The 25,254-nt window shown below is 68.8% G+C and carries 24 protein-coding genes; 4 read left to right on the top strand and 20 right to left on the bottom strand.

Going from position 1 to position 25,254, the window contains the following annotated elements; genetic code table 11:
* Positions 1 to 24: 24 nt before the first annotated feature.
* The 3 genes from BM004_RS33515 to BM004_RS33525 all read right to left on the bottom strand — a co-directional run bounded on the left by BM004_RS33515 (position 25) and on the right by BM004_RS33525 (position 2,932).
* Positions 25 to 1,407 carry a CoA transferase gene (locus BM004_RS33515; protein WP_093219970.1) on the bottom strand — a complete coding sequence of 461 codons (1,383 nt, stop codon included), beginning with the start codon at positions 1,405 to 1,407 and terminating at the stop codon, positions 25 to 27.
* Positions 1,408 to 1,479: 72 nt separating this feature from the next.
* Positions 1,480 to 2,118 carry a 3-oxoacid CoA-transferase subunit B gene (locus tag BM004_RS33520; protein WP_093134347.1) on the bottom strand — a complete coding sequence of 213 codons (639 nt, stop codon included), beginning with the start codon at positions 2,116 to 2,118 and terminating at the stop codon, positions 1,480 to 1,482.
* A gap of 1 nt (position 2,119) precedes the next feature.
* Positions 2,120 to 2,932: a CoA transferase subunit A gene (locus BM004_RS33525; RefSeq protein ID WP_093219972.1), complete on the bottom strand. Its 813-nt coding sequence runs from the start codon at positions 2,930 to 2,932 to the stop codon at positions 2,120 to 2,122.
* Positions 2,933 to 3,026: 94 nt separating this feature from the next.
* Between BM004_RS33525 and BM004_RS33530 the strand changes: the two genes are divergently transcribed.
* Positions 3,027 to 3,593, top strand: a complete 567-nt coding sequence (locus tag BM004_RS33530; RefSeq protein WP_093134342.1) for a LuxR C-terminal-related transcriptional regulator — start codon at positions 3,027 to 3,029, stop codon at positions 3,591 to 3,593.
* 233 nt (positions 3,594 to 3,826) lie between these two features.
* A complete protein-coding gene (locus BM004_RS41650; RefSeq protein ID WP_177206695.1) occupies positions 3,827 to 3,973 on the top strand; it encodes a hypothetical protein in 147 nt (48 codons plus the stop codon).
* Positions 3,974 to 4,016: 43 nt separating this feature from the next.
* On the opposite strand, the gene BM004_RS33535 is transcribed toward BM004_RS41650, so the two are convergent.
* The 13 genes from BM004_RS33535 to BM004_RS33595 all read right to left on the bottom strand — a co-directional run bounded on the left by BM004_RS33535 (position 4,017) and on the right by BM004_RS33595 (position 19,563).
* Positions 4,017 to 4,994 carry a Bug family tripartite tricarboxylate transporter substrate binding protein gene (locus BM004_RS33535; RefSeq protein WP_093219975.1) on the bottom strand — a complete coding sequence of 326 codons (978 nt, stop codon included), beginning with the start codon at positions 4,992 to 4,994 and terminating at the stop codon, positions 4,017 to 4,019.
* A gap of 50 nt (positions 4,995 to 5,044) precedes the next feature.
* Complete coding sequence (locus tag BM004_RS33540) at positions 5,045 to 5,425, bottom strand: VOC family protein (protein WP_093134337.1); 381 nt, start codon at positions 5,423 to 5,425, stop codon at positions 5,045 to 5,047.
* Positions 5,422 to 6,414: a hydroxymethylglutaryl-CoA lyase gene (locus BM004_RS33545; protein ID WP_093219977.1), complete on the bottom strand. Its 993-nt coding sequence runs from the start codon at positions 6,412 to 6,414 to the stop codon at positions 5,422 to 5,424. The genes BM004_RS33540 and BM004_RS33545 overlap by 4 nt, the downstream gene beginning before the upstream one ends.
* Positions 6,411 to 7,583, bottom strand: a complete 1,173-nt coding sequence (locus tag BM004_RS33550; protein ID WP_093220059.1) for a CaiB/BaiF CoA transferase family protein — start codon at positions 7,581 to 7,583, stop codon at positions 6,411 to 6,413. The genes BM004_RS33545 and BM004_RS33550 overlap by 4 nt, the downstream gene beginning before the upstream one ends.
* Positions 7,584 to 7,729: 146 nt before the next feature.
* Positions 7,730 to 8,500 carry a hypothetical protein gene (locus BM004_RS33555; protein WP_093219980.1) on the bottom strand — a complete coding sequence of 257 codons (771 nt, stop codon included), beginning with the start codon at positions 8,498 to 8,500 and terminating at the stop codon, positions 7,730 to 7,732.
* Positions 8,497 to 9,234: a phospholipase D-like domain-containing protein gene (locus tag BM004_RS33560; protein WP_093134327.1), complete on the bottom strand. Its 738-nt coding sequence runs from the start codon at positions 9,232 to 9,234 to the stop codon at positions 8,497 to 8,499. Before BM004_RS33560 ends, BM004_RS33555 begins: the two co-directional genes overlap by 4 nt.
* Before the next feature lies 1 nt (position 9,235).
* Complete coding sequence (locus BM004_RS33565; RefSeq protein ID WP_093219983.1) at positions 9,236 to 14,488, bottom strand: DNA repair ATPase; 5,253 nt, start codon at positions 14,486 to 14,488, stop codon at positions 9,236 to 9,238.
* 12 nt (positions 14,489 to 14,500) lie between these two features.
* A complete protein-coding gene (locus tag BM004_RS33570) occupies positions 14,501 to 15,046 on the bottom strand; it encodes a TFIIB-type zinc ribbon-containing protein (RefSeq protein WP_093219985.1) in 546 nt (181 codons plus the stop codon).
* Between the two features lie 14 nt (positions 15,047 to 15,060).
* Positions 15,061 to 17,229 (bottom strand): hypothetical protein, encoded by a 2,169-nt coding sequence (locus tag BM004_RS33575; protein ID WP_093134319.1) that lies wholly within the window; start codon positions 17,227 to 17,229, stop codon positions 15,061 to 15,063.
* A gap of 82 nt (positions 17,230 to 17,311) precedes the next feature.
* A complete protein-coding gene (locus BM004_RS33580; RefSeq protein ID WP_093219988.1) occupies positions 17,312 to 17,965 on the bottom strand; it encodes a ubiquinone biosynthesis protein in 654 nt (217 codons plus the stop codon).
* Positions 17,966 to 17,999: 34 nt separating this feature from the next.
* Positions 18,000 to 18,383 (bottom strand): hypothetical protein, encoded by a 384-nt coding sequence (locus BM004_RS33585; RefSeq protein WP_093219990.1) that lies wholly within the window; start codon positions 18,381 to 18,383, stop codon positions 18,000 to 18,002.
* 1 nt (position 18,384) lies between these two features.
* Positions 18,385 to 19,134 carry a PspA/IM30 family protein gene (locus BM004_RS33590; protein WP_093134311.1) on the bottom strand — a complete coding sequence of 250 codons (750 nt, stop codon included), beginning with the start codon at positions 19,132 to 19,134 and terminating at the stop codon, positions 18,385 to 18,387.
* Between the two features lie 12 nt (positions 19,135 to 19,146).
* A complete protein-coding gene (locus BM004_RS33595; RefSeq protein ID WP_093134308.1) occupies positions 19,147 to 19,563 on the bottom strand; it encodes a YjfI family protein in 417 nt (138 codons plus the stop codon).
* A 153-nt stretch (positions 19,564 to 19,716) separates the two neighbouring features.
* On the opposite strand from BM004_RS33595, the gene BM004_RS33600 reads away from it, so the two are divergent.
* Together BM004_RS33600 and BM004_RS33605 are read left to right on the top strand one after the other, a co-directional pair.
* Entirely contained in the window at positions 19,717 to 20,637 is a 921-nt protein-coding gene (locus BM004_RS33600; RefSeq protein WP_093134305.1) for a LysR family transcriptional regulator, read from the top strand.
* A gap of 100 nt (positions 20,638 to 20,737) precedes the next feature.
* Positions 20,738 to 21,943 carry a hypothetical protein gene (locus BM004_RS33605; RefSeq protein WP_093219994.1) on the top strand — a complete coding sequence of 402 codons (1,206 nt, stop codon included), beginning with the start codon at positions 20,738 to 20,740 and terminating at the stop codon, positions 21,941 to 21,943.
* 18 nt (positions 21,944 to 21,961) lie between these two features.
* Here BM004_RS33605 and BM004_RS33610 read toward each other — a convergent pair whose 3' ends face one another.
* The 4 genes from BM004_RS33610 to BM004_RS33625 all read right to left on the bottom strand — a co-directional run bounded on the left by BM004_RS33610 (position 21,962) and on the right by BM004_RS33625 (position 25,174).
* Positions 21,962 to 22,522, bottom strand: coding sequence for an NADPH-dependent FMN reductase (locus tag BM004_RS33610; protein ID WP_256220171.1), 561 nt, complete (start codon positions 22,520 to 22,522; stop codon positions 21,962 to 21,964).
* A 77-nt stretch (positions 22,523 to 22,599) separates the two neighbouring features.
* Positions 22,600 to 23,604 (bottom strand): zinc-dependent alcohol dehydrogenase family protein, encoded by a 1,005-nt coding sequence (locus BM004_RS33615; RefSeq protein WP_093219996.1) that lies wholly within the window; start codon positions 23,602 to 23,604, stop codon positions 22,600 to 22,602.
* Between the two features lie 12 nt (positions 23,605 to 23,616).
* Positions 23,617 to 24,195, bottom strand: a complete 579-nt coding sequence (locus BM004_RS33620) for an amino acid synthesis family protein (RefSeq protein WP_093134298.1) — start codon at positions 24,193 to 24,195, stop codon at positions 23,617 to 23,619.
* Positions 24,196 to 24,205: 10 nt separating this feature from the next.
* Positions 24,206 to 25,174: a tripartite tricarboxylate transporter substrate binding protein gene (locus BM004_RS33625; protein WP_093134295.1), complete on the bottom strand. Its 969-nt coding sequence runs from the start codon at positions 25,172 to 25,174 to the stop codon at positions 24,206 to 24,208.
* Between the last annotated feature and the right edge of the window lie 80 nt (positions 25,175 to 25,254).

The following is a 25,254-nucleotide window of genomic DNA, read 5'->3' on the forward strand; positions in this document are numbered from 1 at the left end:
TTCTCATTGCCTGGCCACAGTGCGTCAAACAGGCCAAACGGGCGCATCGGTGCCCGGCGGCACGGAGGGGCGCGCATAGGCGGCCGGCGTACGGGACAGCTGCGCGCTGTGGCGCAGCGCGGCCAGCTCGCCAAAGCCCGACTTCGAAGTCTCGACATACGGTGTGGACGACGGCTTCGCGATGTCCAGCCCATCGGCCACGCGGCCCAGCGAGCGCAGCCAGCGCCCCGTCTGCGCAAGCGATACCTGAACATGCCAGCTGCCGCCCTCGCGCTGCTGACGCCACAGGGCGGCGGCCGCGCCGAAGGCCATGAGGTAGCCCGTGGCCTCGTCGAGGATCTGCATCGGCAAGGCGCGCGGCTTGCCGTCGCCGGCCGCCTTGCCTTCCGCGTCGTTGAAGCCCGTGGCGGTCTGCACGAGCGAGTCGAAGCCGCGGCGTTGCGCCCAGGGCCCCTGCGTGCCATAGGCCGTGAGCGACACGCAGACGATGCCCGGGCGCAGCGCGCTGACCTCGCGCGGCCCGAAGCCCAGAGCGGCCATGCCGCCGGGCCGGTAGCCTTGCACGAACACATGCGCATCGGCGATGAGCTCGTGCAGCGTGGCGCGGCCTTCGTCGGTGCGCAGATCGGCGTGCGCGCTGAGCTTGCCGCGGCTGGTGTCCGCGATGGCTTCGATGTTGGGCAGCTTCGGCGAGTTGATGAGCATCACGTCGGCCCCGTAGACCGCGAGCGCCTTGCCGCCGACCGGGCCGGCCAGGATGCGCGTGAGGTCGAGCACGCGCACGCCGCTCAAGGGGCGCTGGTCTTCATTCAGCGCCGGCAGCGGCAACGGCGCCGCGTCGCCGATGCGCTCGATGGTGAACAGTGGCTGCGTGGCCAGGGCCTGCGCCTGGGGCGTGGCATCCCATTCGTCGAAACTGCGCAATGCGGTGACGACGAGGCCTTGTGCGGCAGCGGCGTCTTCGAAATCGCGCGCCTTCCACGTGGCCATGGCCGCTTCGGCATCGGCGCGCGTGGCGGTCGCGGGGTCGAGCTTCATCAGCCGCAGCGCGCCGTCGCGGTGATGCGCGAAGTTCGCGTGCACGCGCACCCAGCCGTCGGCGCATGGGTAGAGGCCCGAGAACTTGTCCCAGATGTCGGCCACGTGCCCGTCGAGGCTGAACCAGCCCGTGCATTCGAGCGCCGCGTGCAGCATGTCGACCGACACGTCCTGCCTCGGCACGCCGCGCGCGTGCGCCAGCTCGCAGGCCGCGAGCGCGGCGGCCGCGATGGTGCTCTGCGCTGCGGCGCCGACCGCGAAGGACGAGGGCAGCACGGGGTCGGCGCCCGTGAGCCGCGCAAACGGCAGGGCTTCTTCGGGCAGGCCCGCCTGCCGCCAGATCGCGGCCAGAATTTCATTCGAATCCATCTGCGTTCTCCCATGAAAAAAGCAGGGCTCGCTCGCGCGGCCCTGCTTGTGCCTGTTGCAAGGCGGGCAGCCTTACGGGATCAGCTTGGCACCCGTCTTGCCCTGCAGCGTGTCGAAGCTCACGCCCGGCGCCAGCTCGACGACCTTCAGGCCTTCGGGCACGACGTCCATCACGGCCAGGTCGGTGATGATGCGGTCGACCACGCCCACGCCGGTCAGCGGCAGGGTGCAGGCCTCGAGGATCTTCAGGTCTTCGGTGCCGTCCTTCTTCTTGGCCACGTGTTCCATGAGCACGATCACGCGCTTCACGCCGGCCACCAGGTCCATGGCGCCGCCCATGCCCTTGACCATCTTGCCGGGGATCATCCAGTTGGCAAGGTCGCCCTTGGCGCTCACCTGCATGGCGCCCAGGATCGACAGGTTGATCTTGCCGCCGCGGATCATCGCGAAGCTGTCATGGCTGCCGAAGATGGCCGAGCCGGGCAGCGTGGTGACGGTCTGCTTGCCGGCGTTGATCAGGTCGGCGTCGACGTTGTCTTCGGTCGGGAACGGGCCGATGCCCAGCATGCCGTTCTCGCTCTGCAGCCACACTTCCTTGGTGCCGGTGTGGTTGGCCACCAGCGTCGGAATGCCGATGCCCAGGTTCACGTAGAAGCCGTCTTCGAGTTCTTGGGCGGCACGGGCCGCCATCTGGTCTTGGGTCCAGGGCATCTCAGGCTCCTTCTTTCTTGTTGGCGGGCACGGTGGGCACGGGCACTTCGGTGCCGGCAGCGGCCTGCGCGATCACGGCCTGGGCCTCGACCTTGGCGGCGGCGGCGTCCACCGGCGCGGCGGCGCTCACGGTGCGTTTCTCGATGCGCTTCTCGGGGTTGGCGTTGAGCACGATGCGGTGCACGTAGATGCCCGGCAGGTGGATGTCGTCGGGGGCCAGTTCGCCCACTTCGACGATCTTCTCGACCTCGACGATGCAGACCTTGCCGGCCATGGCGGCGGCCGGGTTGAAGTTGCGCGCCGTCAGGCGGAAGCGCAGGTTGCCCGACTTGTCGGCCACGTCGGCCTTCACCAGCGCCACGTCGGGCACCAGCGAATGCTCCATCACGTAGGTTTCGCCGTTGAACTCGCGCAGTTCCTTGCCTTCGGCCACTTGCGTGCCCACGCCGGTCTTGGTGAAGAAGGCCGGAATGCCCGCGCCGCCGGCGCGCAGCTTCTCGGCCAGCGTGCCCTGGGGCGTGAACTCCAGTGCCAGTTCGCCCGCCAGGTACTGGCGCTCGAACTCCTTGTTCTCGCCGACGTAGGACGCGACCATCTTCTTGATCTGGCGCGTTTCCAGCAGCTTGCCGAGGCCGAAACCGTCGACGCCCGCGTTGTTCGACACGACGGTCAGGTTCTGCACGCCGGAGTCCTTCAGCGCGTCGATCAGCGCTTCGGGAATGCCGCAAAGGCCGAAGCCGCCGACCGCGAGCATCTGCCCGTCGGCCACGACTCCCTTGAGTGCCGCGTCGGCGGAGGGATAGATCTTGTTCACTCGGGCTCCTTGATGGATGAATGGAGAGTGGGTGGGAAAGCCCTGAACGATACTACGTACCCGCATACGTAGTATTTCGTAATGGTGACCCCCGATGCCCGAGATCGATTACCGGCTGGCTTTTGAGCACGCGCCCGTCGGCATGGTGGTTTCGAGCAACCGCACCATCGTCGCCTGCAACCTGCGGGTGTGCGAAATTTTCGGCGCAACGCCCCCGGCGCTGGTGGGGCATTCATTCAGCATCCTGTACCCCAGCGTGGCCGAGTTCGAGCGCATCGGCAAGCGCATGGAGCCCTTCCTGAACGCCAGCGGCAACTACGCCGACAACCGCATGATGAGACGCCTGGGCGGCCTGCACGGCGCCATTGCGGGCGAGACCTTCTGGTGCCACGTCACCGGCCACGCGCTGAACCGCGCGGCGCCGCACGAGGCCGGCATCTGGACCTTCGAGGACCTGGGCTCACGCCGCGCCGTCAAGGCCGAGCTCACGCCGCGCGAGCGCGAGGTGGCCGCGCAGGTGATGCGCGGGCTCACCTCGAAGGAGATCGGCAAGGCGCTCGGCATCAGCCACCGCACGGTCGAGCTGCACCGGGCACGGCTGATGCGCAAGTACGCGGCGGCCACCACCGCGGAGCTGGTGCAGAAGCTGATCGCGGGCTGAAGCCTGCAATCTGCGCCGCGTCATTTGCAGCGCGGCGTGCAAGGCGCTGCGCACTGGGCGCGCAACGGTCGGGCGCGACAGCGCAGGCCGCCAGAAGTTCCAGCGGATCGCCCGCCGATCGTTGCAGAAACGGAAACGCCGTGTCGTCGAACCGGAGCCGCCGGCGCGCACTGGGAGGTCTATCGTTGAAGCCATGCAGGGCACGAAGCCCGCAATCACCCAGGAGTCCGAAAATGTCCACACCCCTTCATTCCGAAAAGAGCCTGTTGCTGCAAACGCAAGCCTCTGTCGCAAAGGCCCATGCGCTCGCGGTGCAGAAGCTGCCGGTGGCGCTCACGCTCTCGGCCATCATCCTGTCGATCATCAACGTCAGGCTGTAGTACCGCCTCGCGTGCGTGCTTGCGTACCCGCACGCACGCGTGCTCAGTCGGGCTTGATGTCCGCCGACTTGATCACCTTCGACCAGGCCGCCAATTCCTGGTCGACGAATTTCGCCAGCGTGGGCGGGTCCATGTAGGTCGCGAAGGCGCCCTGGTCGTCCACCTTCTTGCGGAACGACTCGCTCTCGACGATCTTCCTGATCTCCGCGCTGAGCTTCGCCACCACCTCGGGTGGCGTCTTCGCCGGCGCGAACACCGCGAACCACGATTCCACCTCGTAGCCCGGCAGCCCCGCCTCGGCCGAGGTGGGCACATTGGGCATCGACGCATGCCGCTTGCTGCCGGTGTACGCCAGCGCCTTGATGCGCCCGCTCGCGAAGTGGCCGATGACCGAGGGCGGCGTGGTGATGAACATGTCGACATTGCCCGAGATCAGGTCGTTGATGGCCGGACCCGACCCCTTGTAGGGCACGTGCGTCATCGGCTCCTTCGCCTGGCGCGCCAGCAGCTCGCCCGCGATGTGCTGGATCGAGCCGTTGCCCGACGAGGCGAAGAACAGGCCACCCTCCTTCTTCTTGCCGTATTCGATGAGCTCCTTCATCGAGTTCACGGGCAGCTTGCCGCTCACCGCGACGACGTGCGGGGCGCGCATCACCATCGCCACGGGCACGAAGTCCTTGGTCGGGCTCCACTTGAGGTTCGGGTACAGCGAGGGGTTGCCGACGTGGTAGCCCGAGTACTGCATCAGCAGCGTGTAGCCGTCGGGCGCCGCGCGCGCCACGAACTCGGCGCCGATGTTGCCGCTGGCACCGGGCCGGTTGTCGACCACCACGGGCTGGCCCAGCGCGCGCTGAAGCGGCTCGCCGACCAGGCGGGCCATGATGTCGGTGGAGCCGGCCGGCGCGGTGGGTACGACGAAGGTGATGGGCCTGGAAGGCCAGGTATCAGCATTGGCATCGGCACTGGCGGCGCAGGCCGCCCATGCCAGGCCGAGCGCGATGAAGCAGTGAGCGGGTTTCATGGTTTGTCTCCGTTGGTTTGTCCTGGGGTCTGCCCGAATTCCCCGGCCCGTCAGGGCGCGAGCTCCGAGATCTCGATCAGGTTCCGGTCGGGGTCGCGCACGTAGACCGAGCGGATGCGCGAGGTGGCGCCGGTGCGCATCACCGGGCCTTCGACTACGGGCACGCCCTTGTCCTTCAAGCGCGCGATCACGGCCTCCAGCGGCACGCTGGCGATGAAGCACAGGTCGAGCGAGCCCGGCGTGGGCCATTGCGCCTTGGGCTCGAACTCGTGGCCCTTCAGGTGCAGGTTGATCTTCTGGTTGCCGAAGCGAAACGCCTTGCGGCCGGCGCCGAAGCTCTCCAGCGACATGCCCATCGCCTCGACATAGAAGCGGATGCAGGCGGCCTCGTCGGCGGTGGTCAGCACCAGGTGGTCCAGGTGATCGATCATGGGTGAGGCTCCTTCTGCCGTTGCGGTTCGCGCGCGCGGGCACGCGCAAGGGTGTCGTCGAAATCCGCGGGCGGCGCGTGCCGCGTCAGGCGATGCCCCGCGCGCGACACCTGGCCCGGCAGGTCGTGCCGCACCAGCGACTGCAGCTCGGCCGCCGCGGCGATCAGGCCGTCCAGGTCCATGCCGGTGTCGTAGCCCATGCACTGCAGCATGTGCACCACGTCTTCGGTCGCCACGTTGCCGGTGGCGCCGGGTGCGTAGGGGCAACCGCCGATGCCGCCGAGCGACATGTCGAGCCGCCGGATGCCGGCCTCGACGGCGGCCACCGTGTTGACGAGGCCCATGCCGCGCGTGTTGTGGAAGTGCGCCGTCCAGTCCATCGACGGGCGCGCGGCGATCGCGCCCTCACAGATGGCTTGCACCTGCGTCGGGTGCGCCATGCCCGTGGTGTCGCACAGCGTCACACCCTGCACCTCGAGCGCCGCGAAGCGGTCGATCCAGCTGCGCACGCCGTCCCCTGCCACCTCGCCCTCCATCGGGCAGCCGAACACGCACGCCAGCGACACGTTCACCGGCACGCCCGCCTGCTTCGCCAGCGCGATCACGCCGGCCAGTTGCGCGAACGACTGCTCCCGCGTCATGCGCAGGTTGGCGAGGTTGTGCGTCTCGCTCACCGACATGACGATGTTGAACTCGTCGATGCGGCTTTCCAGCGCGCGCTGCGCGCCGCGCAGGTTCGGCACCAGCGCGGTGTAGACCACGCCGGGGCGGCGCGCGATGCGGTGCATCACTTCTTCGCCGTCGCGCAGCGCGGGAATGGCCTTGGCCGACGTGAACGAGGTCACTTCGATCTTCGCGTAGCCCAGCGTGCCGAGCCGGTCGACCAGCGCGACCTTGTCGTCGGTCGGGATGAAGCGGCTTTCCATCTGGAAGCCGTCGCGCGTGGCGACCTCGTTGATGTACAGCCGCGTGCCGTGGCCGGTCTTCATGCGGCCTCCCGCTCATCGCGCCGCGCGGGCCATCCGCCGGCCTGCAGGTCGCCGCTGTGTTCGCCCAGCCGCGGCGCGGGGTGCGCGATGCGGCCCGGCGTGGCGCTGAGCTTGGGCACCACGCCGGGCACCTTCAGCGTGGTGCCGTCCGACGCCGGGGCCTCGACGATCATTTCGCGCGCCAGGTACTGCGGGTCGCTCGCGATGTCGGCCACGGTGTAGATGCGCCCGACCGGCACGCCGGCCGCGTCGAGCACGGCCAGCACCTCGTCGCGGCTGCGCGGCAGCGTCCACGCCTCGATGGCCGCATCGATCTCTGCCACGCGCAGCACGCGGCCGTCGTTGTGCTTCAGTTGCTCGTCGCACCCGAGGTCTTCGCGCCCGATGGCCCGCATCAGCCGCCGGAAGATGCTGTCGCCGTTGCCGGCCACCAGCACGTAGTGGCCGTCGCTGCACCGGTAGGCGTTGGTCGGCGCGATGCCGGGCAAGGCGCTGCCGGCCCGCTCGCGCACCGCGCCGAAGGCGTCGTACTCGGGCAGCAGGCTTTCCATCACGTTGAACACCGACTCGTACAGCGCCACGTCGATGAACTGCCCTTCGCCGCCATGCGCCGTGCGGTGGTGCAGCGCGGTCAGCACGCCGATCACGCCGTGCAGCGCCGCCAGCGTGTCGCCCAGCGACACCCCCACGCGCACCGGCACCCGACCCGGCTCGCCGCTCAGGTAGCGCAGCCCGCCCATCGATTCGCCGAGCACGCCGAAGCCGGGCTTGTCGCGGTAGGGGCCGGTCTGGCCGTAGCCCGAGATGCGCAGCATGATGAGGCGCGGGTTCAGCGCGTGCAGCTGTTCCCAGCCCAGGCCCCAGCCTTCGAGCGTGCCGGGCTTGAAGTTCTCGATGAGCACGTCGGCCTCGAGCGCCAGGGCGCGCACGGCCTCCTGGCCTTCTGCGCTGCGCAGGTCGAGGCACACCGAGCGCTTGTTGCGCGACTGCACTTCCCACCACACCGACGTGCCGTCGCGCAGCAGCCGCCACTTGCGCAGCGGATCGCCGACGCCGGCCGGCTCGATCTTGATGACGTCGGCGCCGAACTCCGCGAGCGTCTTGCCGGCAAAGGGCCCGGCAATGAGCTGGCCGAGCTCCAGCACCTTCAGGCCTTCGAGTGCATTCATGTCCGCGTCTGTCTCCATGTTGGGTTGGGCCCAACTCTAGGAACAGACGGCGCGGCGCGGAATTGCTTTGACGGCAGCAGGCCTTCGCAGAACGCGAAGGCCCGGCACGGTTGGGTTCGGTTGGGTTCGGTGCGCTGCCCTGCGGCTTACTTCTTCCGGGGCAGCCCGGGCTTTGCCGCGGTCGGCAGCGGCTCCGGCGCCTTGACCCAGCCGCGCAGCAGCAAGCCCATGAAGAGCCCCGCGCCGAAGATGGCCCAGTACACCCAGCCCGGCAGGCTTTCCATGCCGCTGTGCAGGTTCATGCCGAAGGCCGCGCCGATGGCCATCAGCGGGAAGGTCAGCGCCGCGATGGTGTTGAGCTTGTGCTGCGCGCGGCTCACTTCCATGGCCGCGTGCGCCTGCTGCTCGGCCGCGTGCGCGAGCCGGTAGTCCAGCGACATGCGCGTGTCGGCCAGCAGCAGCTCGATGCCGCGCGCGATCTCGACCGCGCGGTCGCGCATGTCGGTGATGAGCGCGTCTTCAGGCACCGCCTCGCGCGCGGCCTGCAGCGCGGTCTGCATGTTCGACGCGGCGCGCGACAGCGGAATGAGCGGCCCGAGAATCTGGAACAGCGCACCGGAGTTGTCGGCCGCCTCGTGCCGGATCTCGAAGGCGCTCAGCGCCGCACGGTAGCTTTCGAGCAGCTTCTGCAGCGCCCGCTCGCCCGGGTTGTTGCCCTTGTGCAGCCACGCCCCGTCGGGCTTGCGCAGGAACACGGCGTTTTTGCGCTCCGCACCGGTGCCGGCAGGCGGCTCGTGCAGGATCACCATGAGGTGCCCCGCTTCGTGGAGCACGCGCTGCGCGCCGTAGCTGGAGGTGCCCAGGCGCTGCTGCAGCTCGGGCGGCAGCTCCCAGTCGTAGTCGATCCGTCGGGTCATCGGGGGGCCTGCAGTTCTTTCCACAAGGTGTCGAATTCGTCGGCGAAGCGGCGAACGAGCGAAGGGTCGTTGGTCAGCACCAGGTTCTCTTCGTTGAAATCGCAGGCGCTGCGCGTCCAGTTGTAGCTGCCGTTGAGCAGCCGCATGCCGTCGAAGATGGCGAACTTGTGGTGCATGTGCGCGTCGGTGCGGTCCACCGCGACCGGAATGCCGGCGGCGCGCAACTGGCCGATGTCGCTGCCCAGGTCGAACTCCTTGTCGTTGTCGGAGATGCAGCGCAGCGACACGCCGCGCCGGTGCGCGGCCAGCACCTCGGCGGTGATGCGGTCGTCCGACAGCGTGAACACGCAGAGGTCGATCGAGCGTTTGGCCGCGCGCAGCTGCTGCCGGATGGCCTGCAGGCAGGCCGTGCCGGGGCTGAAGAAGGCCTGCGAGCGCACCACCGCGTTGTCGGGCGATCGGCCGGTGTCGATGGCGCGGACCACGCCTTCGAGCCATTTCAGCAGCGACAGCTGCTCCGGGTCGGCGGTGCGCGCGCGCACCAGGTCGAAGGCCCGGTTGCGCAGCTGGCGCAGGCCGTCTTCCGGCGGCGAGGCCTCTCGCAGCGTGTGCACCAGCACACGGCGCTCGTCGTCGCTCAGGCGCGCGTCGGCCAGGGTGGCGTCGAGCTGCGCGAGCAGCTCGGGCAACGCCGGCGGCGGTTCGGTGGCGGGGGTCGAGGGCAGCGCGGACATGTCATTGGTCCTTGTCGGGCTTGGGCGTGCGCCGCGGTGCGGTGCGCGTGGCGTTCACCTCGGCGGCCAGGCGCTCCATGTCCTGGGTGATCGAGCGGTCGAGCTCGAGCCGGCGCTCGGTGGCGGTCACCAGCGGCAGGATCAGCTCGCGGTAGGTCACGGCGATCTGCAGCATCGCGTCGGCCAGGCGCTGGCTGTCGCTCGGGCCTTCGGCGGGTGCCACCGGCCCGGGCTTCAATGCATCGACCGCGCGCGCCACGTCGAGCATGCTGCTCGCAATGCGCTGGCTGCCGTCCACATCGCCGCCGCCCAGCTTGCGCTGGCGCACGAACTCGTCGCAGATCTCCTTCCAGCGCGCGGCTTCCTCGGGCGTCGGGCTGCCCAGCAGCTGGGCCAGGCGCAGCAGGTTTTCCTCGGCGCCGGTGGTCAGCGTCTGGGCCTCGCCGCGGTAGTGGTCGCGCAGCAGCGCGTCGAGCTCGTCGTCGCGCATCAGCGCGGTGATCTTGCCCGCCAGCTTGGTCATGTTGCGGTAGCTGCCCTGCAGCTTGAACGGCGGCGCGACGCGGTAGGTCTCCTGCTGCGCGGCCGACTCGATGTACGCGAGGTTCACCTTCAGCAGCAGGTCGCGCGCCCGGAACAGGCGCAGCAGCAGCGCCTTGATCTCCTCGAGCTCGACTGCGCTGTAGGCGTGCGACAGCGCGCTGCTCGGCACCTCGTGGCCCTGCGCCATCTGCACCAGCAGCTGCACGTCCTTCGGGTCGCGCGAAGCCAATGGCATCAGCGTGGGGTTGGAGGTCAGGCTGTTCTCGATGTACGACAGCGCGAAGGCCGCCTCGCGGCCCGAGAGCACGTCGCCCAGGTTGTAGATGTCGGCCCGGTTGGCCAGCATGTCCGGGATCTTGAACACGTCGCCCGACTCGGTGTACGGGTTGCCCGCCATCACGATCGCGAAGCGCTTGCCGCGCATGTCGTAGCTGCGCGGCTCGCCGTTCCACACGCCCTCGATGCGGCGCGTGCCGTCGGCCAGCGCAATGAACTTCTGCAGGAACTCCGGGCTCGTGTGCTGGATGTCGTCCAGGTACAGCATCACGTTGCTGCCCATCGCCAGGCCCAGGTTGAGCTTCTCGAGTTCCTGGCGTGCCGCGCTGTTGGGCGCGTTGGCCGGGTCGATGGCCGTCACGCCGTGGCCCAGCGCGGGGCAGTTGATGCGCACGAAGATCAGGCCCAGGCGGTCGGCCACGTACTCCATGAGCGTGGTCTTGCCGTAGCCCGGCGGGGAGATCAGCAGCAGCAGGCCCATGCGGTCGGTGCGGCTGCCTTCGCCGGAAGAACCGATCTGCTTGGCGAGGTTGTCGCCGATGATGGGCAGGTAGAGCTCGTCGATCAGCCGGTTGCGCACGAAGGTGGACAGCGGCTTGGCCTGGAACTGGCCCAGCTTCAGACGGCCCTTCTCGCGCTCCAGCAGCTCGTGGCGCAGGCGCTGCAATGCCTCGTAGCCCGGCACCGCGTGCTGCACGTGGAACAGGAAGCGGCGCCAGAAGTCGTTGAGGTTCAACGTCATGCGGCCGTCGGCCACGCGCACGTGCTCGCCGCGCAGGCCTTCCACGGCCTGGTCGAGCGCCACGTTGACGCGCGTGCGCTGCAGCGGCATCGCCAGCACGCTGGCGGCGTCGTCGATCCAGTCGGCCGACTGCGGCGCCTGGTGAACGGCATAGGCATGCACCCAGTCGCGCGCCAGCCGCCAGCGCTCCGCCGGCGGGGCGGCGTCGAGGTCTGCCTGCCAGGCTTCGCGGCGGCCGCCGCGCTCGAGCTCGCGCAGCAGCGCGGCGGCCAGGTCTTCGCCCGCGCCGGAAACCACCCAGGTCTCGCCCGCATGCGCCGCCAGTTCGCGCACGAGGTAGGCCGCGGCCTGGTCGCACAAGGTGGCCACGCGGCCCTTGTGGGCCTCGCGCGCTTCGTCGTCGGCCGACTCGGCGAGCGGCAACAGGTCGGGCAGCACCTCGCGCGCGAAGTGCTGCAGCGAGCGTGCGGTGTCGGCTTCGAGCTGCGCGAGCGCATCGTGCCGGCCGAACAGTTCCTGCATCTGCAGCGCCGCGCGCGCGCGCCGCAACAGCGATTCGCGGTGCGCGATCAGGTGGCCGTGCTGCCAGTAGAGAAAGGCCAGCGCGCGCTCGGTCGGCCCCCAGGCCAGCAGGCCGGCCTGGTCCTGCATGGTGACCAGCGCGCCCAGCAGGCGCAGCGCGTCGTCGTCGTGAATGCCCTTCTGGTAGCCCTCCTGGTAGCGCGCGGCGGCGAAGCGGCGCACCATTTCCAGCAGCTGTGGGTGCAGCGGGTCTTCGGCCAGCAGCGTGCGCACGTCGGCCCAGCTGCGCTCGGCCTTGCCGTCGAGCAGCGCCTCGAGCAACCGGCCGGCAAGGTATTCGGCGCGCGAGAGCTCGCGCGTTTCCGACACCAGCGACTGGTTCCAGTACACCTGCAGCGCGCGCAGCCGCTCGTCGTCCACCGGGCTCTGGTAGTCGGTGCCCGTCACCTGGTAGGCCATGCCCTCTTCGCGCGCCACCAGCGTCAGGTCGACCGGCTGGCGGTGCACGGTGAAGGCGTGGCGGCCCAGGCGCAGCGTGTCGCCGCCCTCGCTCACCAGCTCGCGTTTGTCGCGCACCGCGCGCAGCGCCTGGTCGCGCGCGGTCTTCAGCCGCGTGTCGAGTTCGTCGGCCGGCACGGCCGCGCCCAGCGAGCGCAGGTCGGCAATCAGCGTGTGCAGCTTGCCGATCATCGGGTCGGCCGCGAAGTAGCTGTGCACCTGGGTCAGCTCGCCCAGCTGCGCAATGCGCCGCGGAATGCCGTCCAGGATACGCCCGGCCGCGTTGACCACGCCCTGCGCGCGGCGCTGGCGGGCCTCCACCAGGCTCTGGCGCCGGGCCGAGAGCGCCTCGTACACGTTCTCGCGCTTCTCGGCGATGTCGGCCAGGAAGTCTTCCTGCTCGGCGAAGCGGCCTTCGATTTCTTCCAGCTGGGCCAGCAGGCGCGTGAGCGCGTCGTCGCACTTCTCGGGCGTGTCGGCGAACTCCAGCGCGTTTTCCACCGCCTGGCTGAAGAGCTTGAACTGCGCGCCGAACTCCGCGCGCGCCTCCGTGGCGCCGAGCGACTTGCGCCGCGCGCGCGCATCGGCGCGCATGCGGTTGATGTCGGCGTAGATCAGCGAGATGCGGTCGAGGATCGACGTGCGGATGACCGCGTCGCCCCCCGGCAGGCTGCCGAGCTGCTCGGTCAGCAGGTCGAGCCCGGCGGCCTGCTCGTCGAGCGTGGCCAGCAGCTGGCCCAGCGCCGGCGACGTGGCCAGGTTGGGCAGGTCGAGCGCCAGCTTGTCCAGCGCCTGGCGCTGCCCGGCAAAGGCCGTGTCGGCCGCCAGGAACTGCATGGCGCGCTCGCCGATGCGCTGCTGCTCGGTCTCCAGCGCGGCGTCCATCGCGGCGATGCGCGGCAGGTCGGCGTAGCGCAGTTCCTTGAGCATCTGCAGCGCGCCGCGGCGCTCGCGCAACCGGCCCAGCGCCTTCACGAAGTCGTCGGGCGCGCGCCAGATGGTGCTGGCAATGTCGACCAGCAGCGCGTGCTGCTCGTCTTCCGCGCGCGCCAGCGCACGCGCGGTGTCGCGGCGGATGGTGTCGACCTTCTCGAACTCGGCCAGCGTGCTGCGCGCCACCTCGCTGATGCTGCGCAGCTCGGCCATGAGGCCGGCGGCCTCGGGCGCCTCGAGCCAGAAGTAGGCGTCGCTCACGCGGGTGCACTGGCGAATCAGGTCTTCGTAGGCCGCCTTGGTCGGCGCCTGTTCGCGCACCGCACGCGCAATGCCCATCAGGTCGCTCACGCCGCGCACCAGCTCGGCGTTGCCGATCTTGCCGAAGAAGCCGGTCGCGGGCGGCTGCGCGCTCACGTGCTCTTCGCTCGCGAACGGCGTCTGCCACAGCTGCATCGGGTGCACGCGCGTCGGCTCGCTGTCGTTGTCGTGGAACACCAGAATGCGGCCGTCGGCAAAGCGCGCGTAGCCGTTGGCGATGATCGGCGTGGCGAGCTTCTTGTCGATCAGGTTGTAGTTGAACAGCGCGTAGCGGCCCGGCTTCGGGTCGTAGAAGATGTAGGCCACGTCTTCGCCGTTGGGCGAGCGCAGCATGCGCTTGAAGCGCAGGTTCTCCACCATCTCGGTGGGCAGGTCGAAGCGCTTGTGCTCGCCCGACTGCAGGTAGTAGCCGCCCGGGAAGATGATGCCGTGGTCTTCCGGCAGCTGCACGCACGAACCGCCGATGGCGTCGATGCGCTCCACCTGCTGCGTGCGGATGTTGAACACCAGGTAGCGCGTGACCTGCTCGCGGTACGGTTTCACGCGCAGCAATATCAGCATGCCCAGCTTGGCCCACGCGATCTCGGCGTCGGTCAGCGACTGGCTGCGGTCTTCCACCGGCTCGCTGTAGATGCCCAGCCCGGTCTCGGTGTTGTTCTCGATCTTGATCGTGAGGTCGCCGCCCAGCGTCTCGACGAACACCGTGTCGAGCACGTTGATGTGCGGGTGCTTGCCGCCCACGTGGTCTTCGCGCGTGGCCACGGTCCATTCGAAGTCGTGGCTCGCGGGCAGGGCGATGTCGCGCTCGCCGCGGTTGTCGATGTAGCTGATGCGCCCGTCGCGCTCGATGGCCCAGCGGAACACGCGCACGTCGGTGACCTGCTGGCCGATCTGGAAGGACGCGAGCAGCTTGTCCTGCGTCACGCGCAGCTGCAGCAGCGTGGCCTGCTTGTAGTAGGCGTACAGCTCGCGGAAGTCGGAGGCGAAGCGCGCGTCTTCCAGGAAGCTGCCGGCCAGCGGCACCGGCTGCAGCTCGTCGCTGTCGGCGCCCTGCCCGGCTTCGCCCGGCGACACCAGCCGGTACAGGCCGAACACGTCGCCGACGGTAGTCTCCTTGCGCAGGCCGATGAACACGTTGTAGCCGAACAGCAGCAGGTCGCCGATGCGCACCAGGTCGCGCGCCACCGCGTTGTTCTCGGTGCGCGCGCGGGTGCGCAGCACCAGCGTCTGGTCGGAGCGGCCGAACTCGGCCAGCCGCTGCTCGTTGAGCGCCTGCGTCTTCTTCAGCAGGCCTTCGCCCTGGGTCTCGAGCCGCTTCTTCAGCAGGTCGTAGCTGCCACTGCCCGAGACCAGGGCTTCGGTCGGGTCGGACTGCGCCTGGGCGCCGGGCGGTGTGCCCGATTCTTGCGTTGGTTGCATAGGTCGGCGCGCTCAGTCCGCGCGCAGCAGTGCGAGCAGTTCGTCGGGGTGGGGCTGGGTGTCGAGCCAGGCGCGGATGCGGTCCAGCTCGTCGATGCAGTCGTTGCCGTAGCGCCGTCGCAGCGCGGCAATGCGCACCTCGCGCACTTCCTCGGTCTGCAGGCGGCGCTGCCAGCCATCGGAGAGCAGCTCGTCGAGCCGCCCGGCCAGGCCGCGGCTCACGATGGCGCGCCACTCGCCCTTGTCGAACCACAGGTTCTGGCAGGCCACGCAACGGTCGATGCGAAAGTCGGGCCCGGCGCTCACGCGCAGCCGCTGCATCAGGCGGTCGCACTCGGGGCAATGGCGCACCGACGCGGCGTCGAACACCTCGATCACCTCATCATCGACCGCGTGCGGCACGCGGGTCTCGTCGCCGGCCTTCCAGGCGCGCCAGTCGTCCATGGCCACCAGCATGCCGCTGCAGTCGCCGCACTCCACCGCGAGCAGCGCCTCGGCCAGCGCCACGGGCCGCATCGACGCGTGGGCCGAGCAACTGCACTTCAGGTTCGGGTTCATCGGGCGCCGCCGGTTCAGTTGCGGAAGGTGGAGATCAGGTTCTGCAGGGCGTTCTTCTGGCTTTCGCTGCCGTCGCTGGCGATCTTGTTCATCAGCGCGGCCACGCTCAGGTTCTGGATTTCGCCCGACGAGGTGCCCAGTGCGCCGACGATGTCGCGCAGGTCCTTCACCACGTCGCGCTCGCCCGACAGCTGGTCCTTGAAGGCCACCTGCAGCGCGTTGCTCTTGGAGATGACGCCGTCGATGCCCTTGCCCACCGACAGCGAGCGCACGAAGCTGTCGAAGTAGTCGCCCTGCCCGCCCACGATGTCGATCTTGGCGTTGGCCAGCGCGGTGCCCAGCACCTCGGCCTGTTCCTTGGCGATGGCGGTCTGCGCGTCGATGCCCTTGAGGGTCTCGATGTGCGACTTCTCCAGGCGCATGCGGAACTCCTCGTGGTCGCGCGTCTCGGGGCTCATGGACTTCATGGCCTCGAACTTCTCGTGCAGGCCCTTGGCCTCGGCACCGAAGCGCGCCTCGATGACCTGCGCATCGGCCTGGCCCGACTTGAGCGTGGCCTCGGCGTCGGCCGTGCGCACGTTGACTTCGGCGAGGCCGAGCTTTTCCTTGCCCGAGGCCTCGGCCTCGAACTTGGCGCGCATGCCGCTGGCTTCCGCCTGCGAACGGGCCTCGATGACCTGCGCGTCGGCCTGGCCGGCCTTGAGGATGGCGTCGGCATCGGCGGAGCGGATGTGCACTTCGGCCAGGCCCAGCTTCTCCTTGCCCGAGGCTTCGGCCTCGAAGCTCGCGAGCCTGGCTTGCGCGGTCGCAATCTCGACCTTGGCGGCCGCCAGGCCCGGCGCGGCCGAGATGGCTTCCACGCCTTCGGCTTCGCGCTTCTTCGATTCGGCGTCGCGCTCGGCCACCTTCAGCTTGGCGTCGGCCAGCGTGAGCTCTTCGGCGGCCTTGTGGCGCGCGCGCTTTTCCTGCGTCTCGGCGGCCTTCACGTCGAGCACCATCTTCTCGTCGGCCTGGCCTTCGGCCATGATCACGACGGCCTTCTTGGTGCGCTCGGCCTCGGCCACCACGCGCAGTTCCTTGATGGCTTCTTCCTGCTCGGCCACCGTGCGCTCGACCACGATGCGCTCGCGGATCACGTCGGCAATGGCCTTCTTCTGCACTTCGACGGCCTTGTCCTTCTCGATGCGCTGCAGCGTCACTTCCTTCTCGCGATCGACGATCTCCAGGTCGCGGGCGCGGATGACCTTTTCTTCCTCGACGGCCACGGCGCGCTTGCGGTTGTTCTCGGCCACTTCCTTCTCGCGCTGCACGTTCTCCTGCTGCACCGACACCGACTGCTCGGCGACCAGGCGCGCGGTTTCGGACTTGGTGCGCTCCTCGGCCTGGATCTTCGCCGTCTCGGCTTCCTCGCGGGCACGCACGCTGGCAATCTCGCGCTGCTGGCGCGCGGTGGCGTCGGCCTGCTGGCGCTCGAGCTCGAGCATGGCTTCCTGCGTCTCGACGTTCTTCTTCTTGATCTGCATTTCCTCGTTGCGGCGCAGCTCGTTGGTGCGCACGTGCTCGACCGCCGTGAGCTCGGTGATCTTCTTGATGCCCTGCGCATCGAGGATGTTGTTCGAGTCGAGCTCCGACAGCGGCGTCTGCTCGAGGAAGTCGATGGCCGCGTCTTCGAGCACGTAGCCCGAGAGGTCGTTGCCGATCTGGCTGATGATCTGGTCGCGGAAGCCGTCGCGCGCCTGGTACAGGTCGACGAACTCCATCGACTTGCCCACCGTCTTCAGCGCTTCGGAGAACTTGGCCGAGAACAGCTCCTCGAGCGTCTCGTGGTTGGAGGCGCGCGCGCAGCCGATGCCCTGCGCCACCTTCAGCACGTCGTCGGCCGTCTTGTTCACGCGCACGAAGAACTTCACCTTGATGTCCGCGCGGATGTTGTCGCGGCAGATCAGGCCTTCGTTGCCCGAGCGGTCGATCTCGATCGTCTTGACCGAGATGTCCATCAGCTCGGCCTTGTGGATGATCGGGTAGACCATGCGCCCGGTGAAGGTCACCTCGGGCTCCGCGCGCAGCGTGTTCACGATGAGGGCGTGGCCCTGTTCGATCTTGCGATAGAACTTGGCGAACATCGCGAACAGGCCGAGGATGACGACGGCCAATATGACGATGGCGAAGATGATGGGCTCCATTTTTTCTCCAGAATTGCTTTGAGAGCGAAAGAAACAGGTGAACGGTGCGGCGCGCCGGCAAGGCGCGCTCGAGCGGGCTTGCTCAGGCGACGAGGTCGTCGCGCGCGGCAACGAGGTAGCGGCCGGCCACCTCGTCGTATTCGACGATCAGCGCCTGCGAACCCCGCTTGAGCGTGTTGGGCGTCGCGGCCCACACGCGGATGTTCAGGCTCGCGCCGCGGCGCGCCACCTCGGCGCGGCCGTCCTTCTCGTTGACCACGCCGGTGACGACGCGGCAGAGCTGGCCGACCAGCGCGGCGTTGGTCACGGCCGTGTGGCTCACGAACAGGCCGCGCAGCGGCCGGATGGCCACCGCGGTGACGGGAATGGCGATGACCGCGCTGGCCACCAGCAGCACCGTGCCGGCCAGCAATTGCAGCGGCAAGGTGGGCACGAGCGGCAGCAGCCATTCGCCGCCGAGGCAGCACACCGTCCATGAGACGAGCACCAGCAGGCTCACGGCCACCGAGAACGGCACGCCGTTCAGGCCGAAGGCCACCACGTAGCTGGCGAGGTGGCCGATGTCGCTGGCGTCGCCGTCGGCATGCGTGTGCATGTGAACGTCGATGTCCAGGCCGCTGTGTTCGATGTCGACCATGCCGAGCATCGCGAGCACCCAGTAGATCACCACGACGCCCAGCAGCACCGTGTAGATCGCGGTGGGGTACCCCGTCACCGCTCCCATGAAATTGCCCATTGATCCTCCCGCGTACGGGTTGTTGTTTGTTGTTCTACTTGCCGCGTCCCGGCTTCCCTGTGCCGGTGTTCTTCTTTCCACTCGCCGCGGGCGCACCCCCTGCGGCATCTCCTGCAAAAGCGATCAGGTCGCGCGTGGCCCTCTCCTTGATGGCCAGGCGGTCGTCGGCGGCCAGGCCGTAGCGCTGGGCCAGGAATTCATAGTCGGCCGCGCTCAGCGAGACCGTGAGGCGCGGCCGCTTCGGCTTCGAGGTGGTCGCAAGGCCCAGCACCTGCCGGATCTGGTCGGACGTGGACACGTGCTGCTCGAACGCCGCGCTGCGCACGGCCTCGAGCACGGCCTCTTCCACGTCGAACGCCACCTGGACGGCGCGTATCGCCTCGTCGGAGCCCTGCCAGCGGACCGGCTTGGCGCGCATGTTATGGGGCTCCGGTCCCTGTGCCGGCAGCGGCGCCGTTGGCATTGGCGGCGTTCGCGGGGCTGGCCTGGCGCGCGCGGATGCGCTCCATCACCTTGCCCGTGCGGTCGGCGTCGTTGCCGATGCCCGCGGCGGCCAGCTTCTTCTCGAGCGCGCCGTGGCCGAACTCGTTGTCCAGCTGCTGGCTGGCCGTCATGCGGTCGGACAGGTCTTCGTGCCGCGCGCGGATGCGCTCCAGCGATTCCCGCGCATTGGCCAGGCGCGAGCCGCCGCTGCCGATGTTCTCGGAGATCGACTGCGTGGCGCGGTACACGCTCTCGGTGGTCTTGGCGATGTTGATCTCGCGCTCGTGCTCACGGATGCGCGCCTCGGCCGACTTGATCAACTCCTTGAGCTTGGCCACCTGCAGCGCGTAGGACGCGTGCGCCTTGGCCTGCTCCTCGAGCTCCTGCTCGAGCAGGCCGACCTTGGAAGCCACGTCGAGTGCCAGGCCTTCCTGCGTCTTGTTGAGCGCCTCCAGCGCCAGGCCTTCGTAGCGCGACACCTCGTTCTTCAGGCGCTCGATTTCGCGGGCCGACTGCATCTCCTTGGCCATCACGCCCGTGAGGTCGCCCTTGGCCTTCTCGATGCTGTGCTTGGCGTCGATGATTTCCTGCTCGTAGATGCGCGTGGCATTGCTGTCGACCACGCTCTCGCCGATTTCGCGCGCGCTGCCGCGCAGCAAGGTGACCAGCTTCTTGATGACTGTCATGATGATCTCCGCTTAGTTCAGGAATTCGGACAGGGCGTCGAGCGCATCGAGCGCGTTGTCGCTGAGAACGGCAACCTCGCGTGCGATGTCCTGCACGCTGGCGTCACGGCCCAGCGCGCCGGTGAGTACGTAGCGGCCGTCGACACGCCCGAAGGACGACAGCGGCACCGAAGGGTTCAGGTCGAGCAGCGATTCGAGCAGCTCGGTGCGGCGCTCGGGCTTCACTTCTTCCTCGGTCCAGAGGTAGCAGATGCAGATGATCTGCATGTCCGAACTGGTGACGAAGATCGGCAGCTCGTCGCGTCCCTCGATGCTCACCTGGATCACCGGCGTGCGGCCCGGAATGGGCTGCAGCTGCACGGGCAGCCCGCCCATCTCTGCGCCGGCCAGCACATCCAGTCCCTTGAGTTGATCGAGCAGTGATTGCATACCTCTCCTTGTGGTTGACTACCGATGGAAGCGCAACATTCTTTTGTGGGGTTCACTATAGGTTTGCCGACATAACATGTCAACGAACCCTTTTGTTTTCCTTCCAACCCGGATGGTGACTTTCGGCACTTGCGCGCTCCCTAGAATCCGCCGATGGCCCACTCCATCAACCCCGCCCGCGTCGACTTCGTGACGCTGCGCCTGTTCTGCGCGGTGGCGCAGTCGGGCAGCATCACCAAGGGCGCGCAGGCGTGCCACCTCGCGCTTTCGGCGGCGAGCCGCAGGTTGTCGGACTTCGAGGCCGCCGCCGGATCGAAGCTGCTCGAGCGCAGCGCGCAAGGCATCGCGCTCACGCCCGCGGGGCATGTGGCCATGCAGCATGCGATGCGGCTCTTCCAGGGTTTCGAGCAGTTCAGCAACGAGCTCAACGACTACTCCAGCGGCGTGCGCGGCCACGTGCGGCTGTGGGCCAACATGTCGGCGCTGACCGAGTTCCTGCCAGCCACGCTCGCGACCTTCCTGGGCCAGCACCCGGACATCCGCGTCGAGGTCGAGGAGCAGCTCAGCGGCGACATCGTGCGTGCGCTGGTCGACGGCCTGGCCGACGTCGGCGTGTTCGCCGAGAACACGCCGGCCTACGGGCTCGACGTGGCGCCGTTCCAGACCGACGAGCTCGTGGTGCTGTGCGCGAAGCAGCATCCGCTGGCGCGCAGCCGTGCGAAGCAGGTCGGCTTCAAGGCCTGCCTCGCGCACGAGTTCGTGGGGCTGAACCGCAGCAGCTCGTTGCTCGAACTCACGTCGCGCGCCGCCGAACAGGCCGGCATTCCGATGCGCCTGCGCGTGCAGGTGCGCAGCTTCGACGCGATGTGCCACATGATCGCGGCCAACCTCGGCATCGGCGTGGTGCCGCTGGCGGCCTGCAAGGCGCAGGTGGCGGCGCTCGACCTGAAGGTCGTGCGGCTCAGCGACGCATGGGCCACGCGGCGCTTGCTGATGGCGACGAAGACGGGCGCCGTGCTGTCGCCTGCGGCGCAGCTGCTGGCCGCGCACCTGCTGCGCCAGGCCGGGCCGTAGCGCCACACGCAGCCGCTATGCTGGCCGGCGGAGAAGAACAAATGCCACATGCCACGAACGGCACCGCCACGCGCTGCCACGCGCCACAGGGCGCCACCCCATGAGCACGCTGCTGATCGCCGGCATCTGCGCCGCATGGCTCGCCATGAACGTGTACCTGAGCAGGCGCATTCGCGCCATCGACGACAACCCGCTGCGAAGAAACATGCTTCTCGCCACGGTCTGGGTTCTCCCTTTCATGGGCGCGTTCCTGGCCTGGACGCACCTGCCCCGGCAACCGCGCGCCGCGAAGGCCGCGTCCACTGCATGGCCCGACGGCTTCACCCACGACGAGGCGCCGGAACACATCGCACTCGGCGACGGGCCCGGCTTCGCGCTGCGCGATCACATGGCGCTCTACGACGGACTCCCCTTGCTCGACTGGCAGGCGCTGGATGCATGGGCGTCGTCGACGGGCGACGCGGACCTGCAGCGCACCGCCATCGCCCTGGGCAAGCGCGCATGGCTGCTGCATCTCAGGGATGCACTCGGGCCCGATTTCCGCCTCTTCGAATCGGACGACGCCTTCGTGCTGTCGTCGCTCGAAGACGTCGTTGCCGTCGCAACGGCGGCCTACGTGGCGTCCACGCGCAAGCGCATCCAGCGCGTGCTTGCCGGCATCGCGCACTTCGAGGCACACGCCAAGAGCATCCTGCTGGTCGTGGACGACGAAGAGACGTACTACGCCTATGTGTCCAGCTACTACCCCGACGGCGGCGAGTTCGCGTTCAGCGGCGGCATGTTCGTCGATGCGGGGTGCGCGCACTTCCTTGCAAAGCGCGCGGACCTCGCGGCCATCGAGCCCGTCATCGCCCACGAGATGACCCACAGCGCGCTCTCTCACCTGAAGCTGCCGCGCTGGCTGGACGAGGGGCTGGCCGTCAACACCGAGCGAAGGCTCACCGGCGAGCCGCGCTCCCCGTACACGATCCAGGAATGGAAGCGCAAGCACCGGGCGTTCTGGGGCGAGGCGCAGATCCAGGAGTTCTGGTCGGGCGACTCGTTCTTCAGGACGGACGACGGCAACCTGCTGTCCTATGAGCTCGCACGGATCCTGGTCGAGCAGATGGGACGCAACTGGGAAGCCTTCGTGCACTTCGCATCGAATGCGGCGCGCGAGGACAGCGGCGCCCAGGCCGCGGCCGAGTTCTTCCAGGTGGACCTGGGCGCCTACGCCTGTGCCCTGCTCGAGAGAGAACCCGATCGTCGGTGGGCACCGAACCCGCAGGTGTGGGGAGCGCAGGGCGTGGCGGCAAGCGACGCCTGAGCAGGCTGATCGACAGCCTCAAGCCATCCGCTTCACCGCCCCGGTCCATTTCTCGAACGCCTTCATCTGGTCGCCGACGAACTTGCGGGTGATCTCGTCGGTGCATTGCCCTTGCGCGTCGAACTTGGCGGCCGCGCCCGCGATGAAGACCTCGGGCTTCACCAGCACCATCGCGTTGACGAACAGCATCACGCGGCGCAGGTCGTACTGGACGCGCGCGCCGCCCAGCGGCCCCGGCGAGGCCGACAGGATGGCGACCGGCTTGTGCGCGAAGGGCTGGTCTTCGCCCCGGCTGAGCCAGTCGATCATGTTCTTGAACGCGCCCGGAATCGAGAAGTTGTATTCCGGCGTGGCAATGACCAGGCCGTCGGCGCGGCGGATACGGTCGCGCAGGGCCTGCACCGCTGCGGGGTAGCCCTCGGCGAACACGTCGGCGTCGAACACGGGGATCTCGCGCCATTCGGCGACCTCCATGGCCATCGACGGCGGCATCGACGCGCCGGCCAGGTTCAGTGCGGCCCGGTTGAGGGATCCGGTGCGAAGGCTGCCGCAGAGGCCGACGATGTCCAGGGTGCTCATGGTGTGTTCCTTTGTTGTCCGAATGCGCTGGGCCAATTGCACCAGGCCGATTGCACCGGCCTGGGTGCTTGCCCGCGTCAGGGCCGCAGCACGAGCTTGCCGAGCGAGGTCCCGGCGTCCAGGATCTCGTGCGCGCGCCGCACTTCGCCCAGCGGCATCACGGTGGTGCGTGGCGCACGGATGTGCCCCGCGGCCATCAGCGCGATGGCGCTGTCCATGAAGCCGCGCCGCTGCGCGCGGTCGCTGTCGAAGGTGTGGATGGAGAACGTGCGCACGGCCAGGCTGCGGCTGAGCAGCGCACGCAGCGCCATGAACACGTCGCCCGCGGGCGGCCCGCCCGCGATGTTGTACGACACCGCGGTGCCGAACGGCGCGAGCGAGCGGATGCAGGCCATGAACAGCTCGTCGCCGACGTGGTCGAACGCCAGGTCGACGCCGCGCCCGCCGGTCTGCGCCATGACCTGCAGCGGCAGCTCGGCCGGCTGGCCGTCGACCAGCACGCTGACGCCGTTCTCCATCGCATAGGCACGCTTGTGCTGCGTCGAGGCCGTGCCGATCACCTGCATGCCGTGGTGCCGCGCGATCTGCACCAGCGCCGTGGCCACGCCGCCGGCCGCGCCGGGCACCAGGATGCTCTTCGCCGGCGTGCTGCCGCCGCAGCCCTGCAGCATCGCCTGCGCGAGCTGGAAGTTGCCCAGGCTCACCGCATCGTCGAAGGAAATGGATTCGGGCAGCACGAATGGTGCGTCGGCCGGCACGGCGATGTACTCGGCGTAGCACCCGCCGCGCTCTGGCAGTTCGCGCGAGCTCACCAGCACGCGCTGGCCCACCGCCAGGTCAGCGACCCCTTCGCCCACCGCAACGACGACCCCGGCCATCTCGTTGCCCGGCACCGCCGGCAACGGCGGCATCCACTTGTAGGTGCCGTTGCGAATGAGCACGTCGGGCCCGCCGGCACCGATGGCATGCGCCTTCACCAGCACCTGCCGCGCGCCGGGCCGCGGCACCGGCAGCTCGGTGTGCTCGAGCGCATCGGGCCCGCCGGGCACGCGCACCACCACCGCTTTCATCATGTCGCTCATGTGCGGGGCCTTTCAGCGTTGGCCGTCGTGCACGGCGACCTTGTCCTTGCTCAGCCCGCCGATGCGCGCGTGCACGCGGCCGCCGGTTCCCATCACCAGCGCGTACAGGATCTCGTCGGGCCGCGGCGCGTCCTGGATGCCGATCTCCATGCTGTTGTAGTGACTGCGCACGTAGGCCGCGTGGATGTAGTGCAGCGGCACCATCAGCCGGTAGCCCGTGGCGGCCACGGCCTTGGAGGCCGGCACGATCGCCTTCGGTTCGCCCAGCACCTCGCGCATGGCCCATCCGCCGGCTTCATGCCACACGGCCGCGTGCTCGAGTTCGCCGTTCACGCCGACGATGGCCGCCTTGCTGTAGACCTCGACCTTGTCGCGGCCCAGCGTATCCACCAGTTCCTGCGCGAGCAGCGTGCCCAGCGAGCGCAGCTCGGCCATGAAGGGCATCAGGTCGGGCTCGTAGCGGCCGGCGTACGGGTTGCGCACCACGGCGCAGGCCGCGGCCAGCCGCAACGGTGTGTCGGCCGCGGGGCCGCCCTCATGGTAGATGGTCTCGATGCTGAGGCTGCGCTTGCGGATCTGGATCAGGGACATGACGGTGTTCTCACTGTTTCGGTATGTTGGCTTCGGCCACGAGCGTCGCCCATTTCTGGACTTCGGCGGCCACCATGGTCTTCATTTCATCGGGCGTGCCACCGCGCGCCTCGCCGCCCATGTCCTCGAGCCGCGACTTCACCGACGCGACCTGCAACGCCTTGAGCGTCTCGCCGTTGAGCCGCTCGACGATGGCCTGCGGCGTGCCGGCCGGCGCCATCAGCCCGGCCCATGAGCGCACGTCGTAGCCGGGCACGCCCTGCTCCGCCACCGTGGGCACCTCCGGCAGGCCGGGCCAGCGTTGCGGGCTGGTCGTGGCCACGGCGCGCAGCTTGCCCGCCTTGATGTTGGGCATGGCGATGGTCGGCGGCGCGATGATGAAGGGCACCTCGCCGCCGAGCAGCGCCGTGAGCGACGCGGCATCGCCGCGGTAGGGCACGTGCAGCAGGTCGGTCTTCGACATCCGGCTCAGCAGCTCGCCGGCCAGGTGGTGCGTCGAGCCGATACCCGCCGTGCCGTAGGACACGCTGCCCGGCGCCGCACGCGCGGCCGCCAGCAGCTCCCGCAGGCTCTTGTGATTCGAGTCGGCCCGCACCACCACCAGGAACGGAAAGAAGGTGATCGTCGAGACCATCTCGAAGTCCGCCACCGACCGGTAGGCCAGCTTGCTGTAGAGCGCGCCCGCCACCGCATGCCCGCCGGTGGCCAGCAGCAGCGTGTAGCCGTCGGGCTTGGCGCGCGCCACCGTGGTCGCGGCAATGGTGCCGCCGGCGCCGGTCTGCGCCTCTACCACGAAGGGCTGGCCCAGGCCCTTGCCCATCTCGGCACCGAGCACGCGCGCAATGGTGTCGGCGTTGCCGCCGGCCGCAAAGCCCTGGTAGACCTTGATCGGCCGCTCGGGATAGCCCTGCGCACGGGCCGGCAGTGCCAGGCTTGCGGCCAGGCCGAGCCCCGCCGCCGCGAAATGTCTGCGTTGCATGGTTTGTCTCCAATTTTTTCGATGCCTGTGCCGGGCGCGGCAGTGCGTGCCGCCGCGTCTCCGGAAGGTGTTGCCGCAGG

The organism is Variovorax sp. OK212, assembly GCF_900112425.1.
Lineage (GTDB): Bacteria > Pseudomonadota > Gammaproteobacteria > Burkholderiales > Burkholderiaceae_C > Variovorax.

What these genes read in the sequence shown, in the direction of transcription:
- BM004_RS33545 (WP_093219977.1), bottom strand. Translation starts at nt 6,414, where the DNA reads ATGAAGACCGGCCACGGCACGCGGCTGTACATCAACGAGGTCGCCACG.
- BM004_RS33595 (WP_093134308.1), bottom strand. Translation starts at nt 19,563, where the DNA reads ATGCAATCACTGCTCGATCAACTCAAGGGACTGGATGTGCTGGCCGGC.
- BM004_RS33540 (WP_093134337.1), bottom strand. Translation starts at nt 5,425, where the DNA reads ATGATCGATCACCTGGACCACCTGGTGCTGACCACCGCCGACGAGGCC.
- BM004_RS33515 (WP_093219970.1), bottom strand. Translation starts at nt 1,407, where the DNA reads ATGGATTCGAATGAAATTCTGGCCGCGATCTGGCGGCAGGCGGGCCTG.
- BM004_RS33565 (WP_093219983.1), bottom strand. Translation starts at nt 14,488, where the DNA reads ATGCAACCAACGCAAGAATCGGGCACACCGCCCGGCGCCCAGGCGCAG.
- BM004_RS33615 (WP_093219996.1), bottom strand. Translation starts at nt 23,604, where the DNA reads ATGAGCGACATGATGAAAGCGGTGGTGGTGCGCGTGCCCGGCGGGCCC.
- BM004_RS41650 (WP_177206695.1), top strand. Translation starts at nt 3,827, where the DNA reads ATGTCCACACCCCTTCATTCCGAAAAGAGCCTGTTGCTGCAAACGCAA.
- BM004_RS33570 (WP_093219985.1), bottom strand. Translation starts at nt 15,046, where the DNA reads ATGAACCCGAACCTGAAGTGCAGTTGCTCGGCCCACGCGTCGATGCGG.
- BM004_RS33560 (WP_093134327.1), bottom strand. Translation starts at nt 9,234, where the DNA reads ATGTCCGCGCTGCCCTCGACCCCCGCCACCGAACCGCCGCCGGCGTTG.
- BM004_RS33590 (WP_093134311.1), bottom strand. Translation starts at nt 19,134, where the DNA reads ATGACAGTCATCAAGAAGCTGGTCACCTTGCTGCGCGGCAGCGCGCGC.
- BM004_RS33610 (WP_256220171.1), bottom strand. Translation starts at nt 22,522, where the DNA reads ATGAGCACCCTGGACATCGTCGGCCTCTGCGGCAGCCTTCGCACCGGA.
- BM004_RS33520 (WP_093134347.1), bottom strand. Translation starts at nt 2,118, where the DNA reads ATGCCCTGGACCCAAGACCAGATGGCGGCCCGTGCCGCCCAAGAACTC.
- BM004_RS33580 (WP_093219988.1), bottom strand. Translation starts at nt 17,965, where the DNA reads ATGGGCAATTTCATGGGAGCGGTGACGGGGTACCCCACCGCGATCTAC.
- BM004_RS33620 (WP_093134298.1), bottom strand. Translation starts at nt 24,195, where the DNA reads ATGTCCCTGATCCAGATCCGCAAGCGCAGCCTCAGCATCGAGACCATC.
- BM004_RS33600 (WP_093134305.1), top strand. Translation starts at nt 19,717, where the DNA reads ATGGCCCACTCCATCAACCCCGCCCGCGTCGACTTCGTGACGCTGCGC.
- BM004_RS33555 (WP_093219980.1), bottom strand. Translation starts at nt 8,500, where the DNA reads ATGACCCGACGGATCGACTACGACTGGGAGCTGCCGCCCGAGCTGCAG.
- BM004_RS33530 (WP_093134342.1), top strand. Translation starts at nt 3,027, where the DNA reads ATGCCCGAGATCGATTACCGGCTGGCTTTTGAGCACGCGCCCGTCGGC.
- BM004_RS33605 (WP_093219994.1), top strand. Translation starts at nt 20,738, where the DNA reads ATGAGCACGCTGCTGATCGCCGGCATCTGCGCCGCATGGCTCGCCATG.
- BM004_RS33575 (WP_093134319.1), bottom strand. Translation starts at nt 17,229, where the DNA reads ATGGAGCCCATCATCTTCGCCATCGTCATATTGGCCGTCGTCATCCTC.
- BM004_RS33585 (WP_093219990.1), bottom strand. Translation starts at nt 18,383, where the DNA reads ATGCGCGCCAAGCCGGTCCGCTGGCAGGGCTCCGACGAGGCGATACGC.
- BM004_RS33550 (WP_093220059.1), bottom strand. Translation starts at nt 7,583, where the DNA reads ATGAATGCACTCGAAGGCCTGAAGGTGCTGGAGCTCGGCCAGCTCATT.
- BM004_RS33625 (WP_093134295.1), bottom strand. Translation starts at nt 25,174, where the DNA reads ATGCAACGCAGACATTTCGCGGCGGCGGGGCTCGGCCTGGCCGCAAGC.
- BM004_RS33535 (WP_093219975.1), bottom strand. Translation starts at nt 4,994, where the DNA reads ATGAAACCCGCTCACTGCTTCATCGCGCTCGGCCTGGCATGGGCGGCC.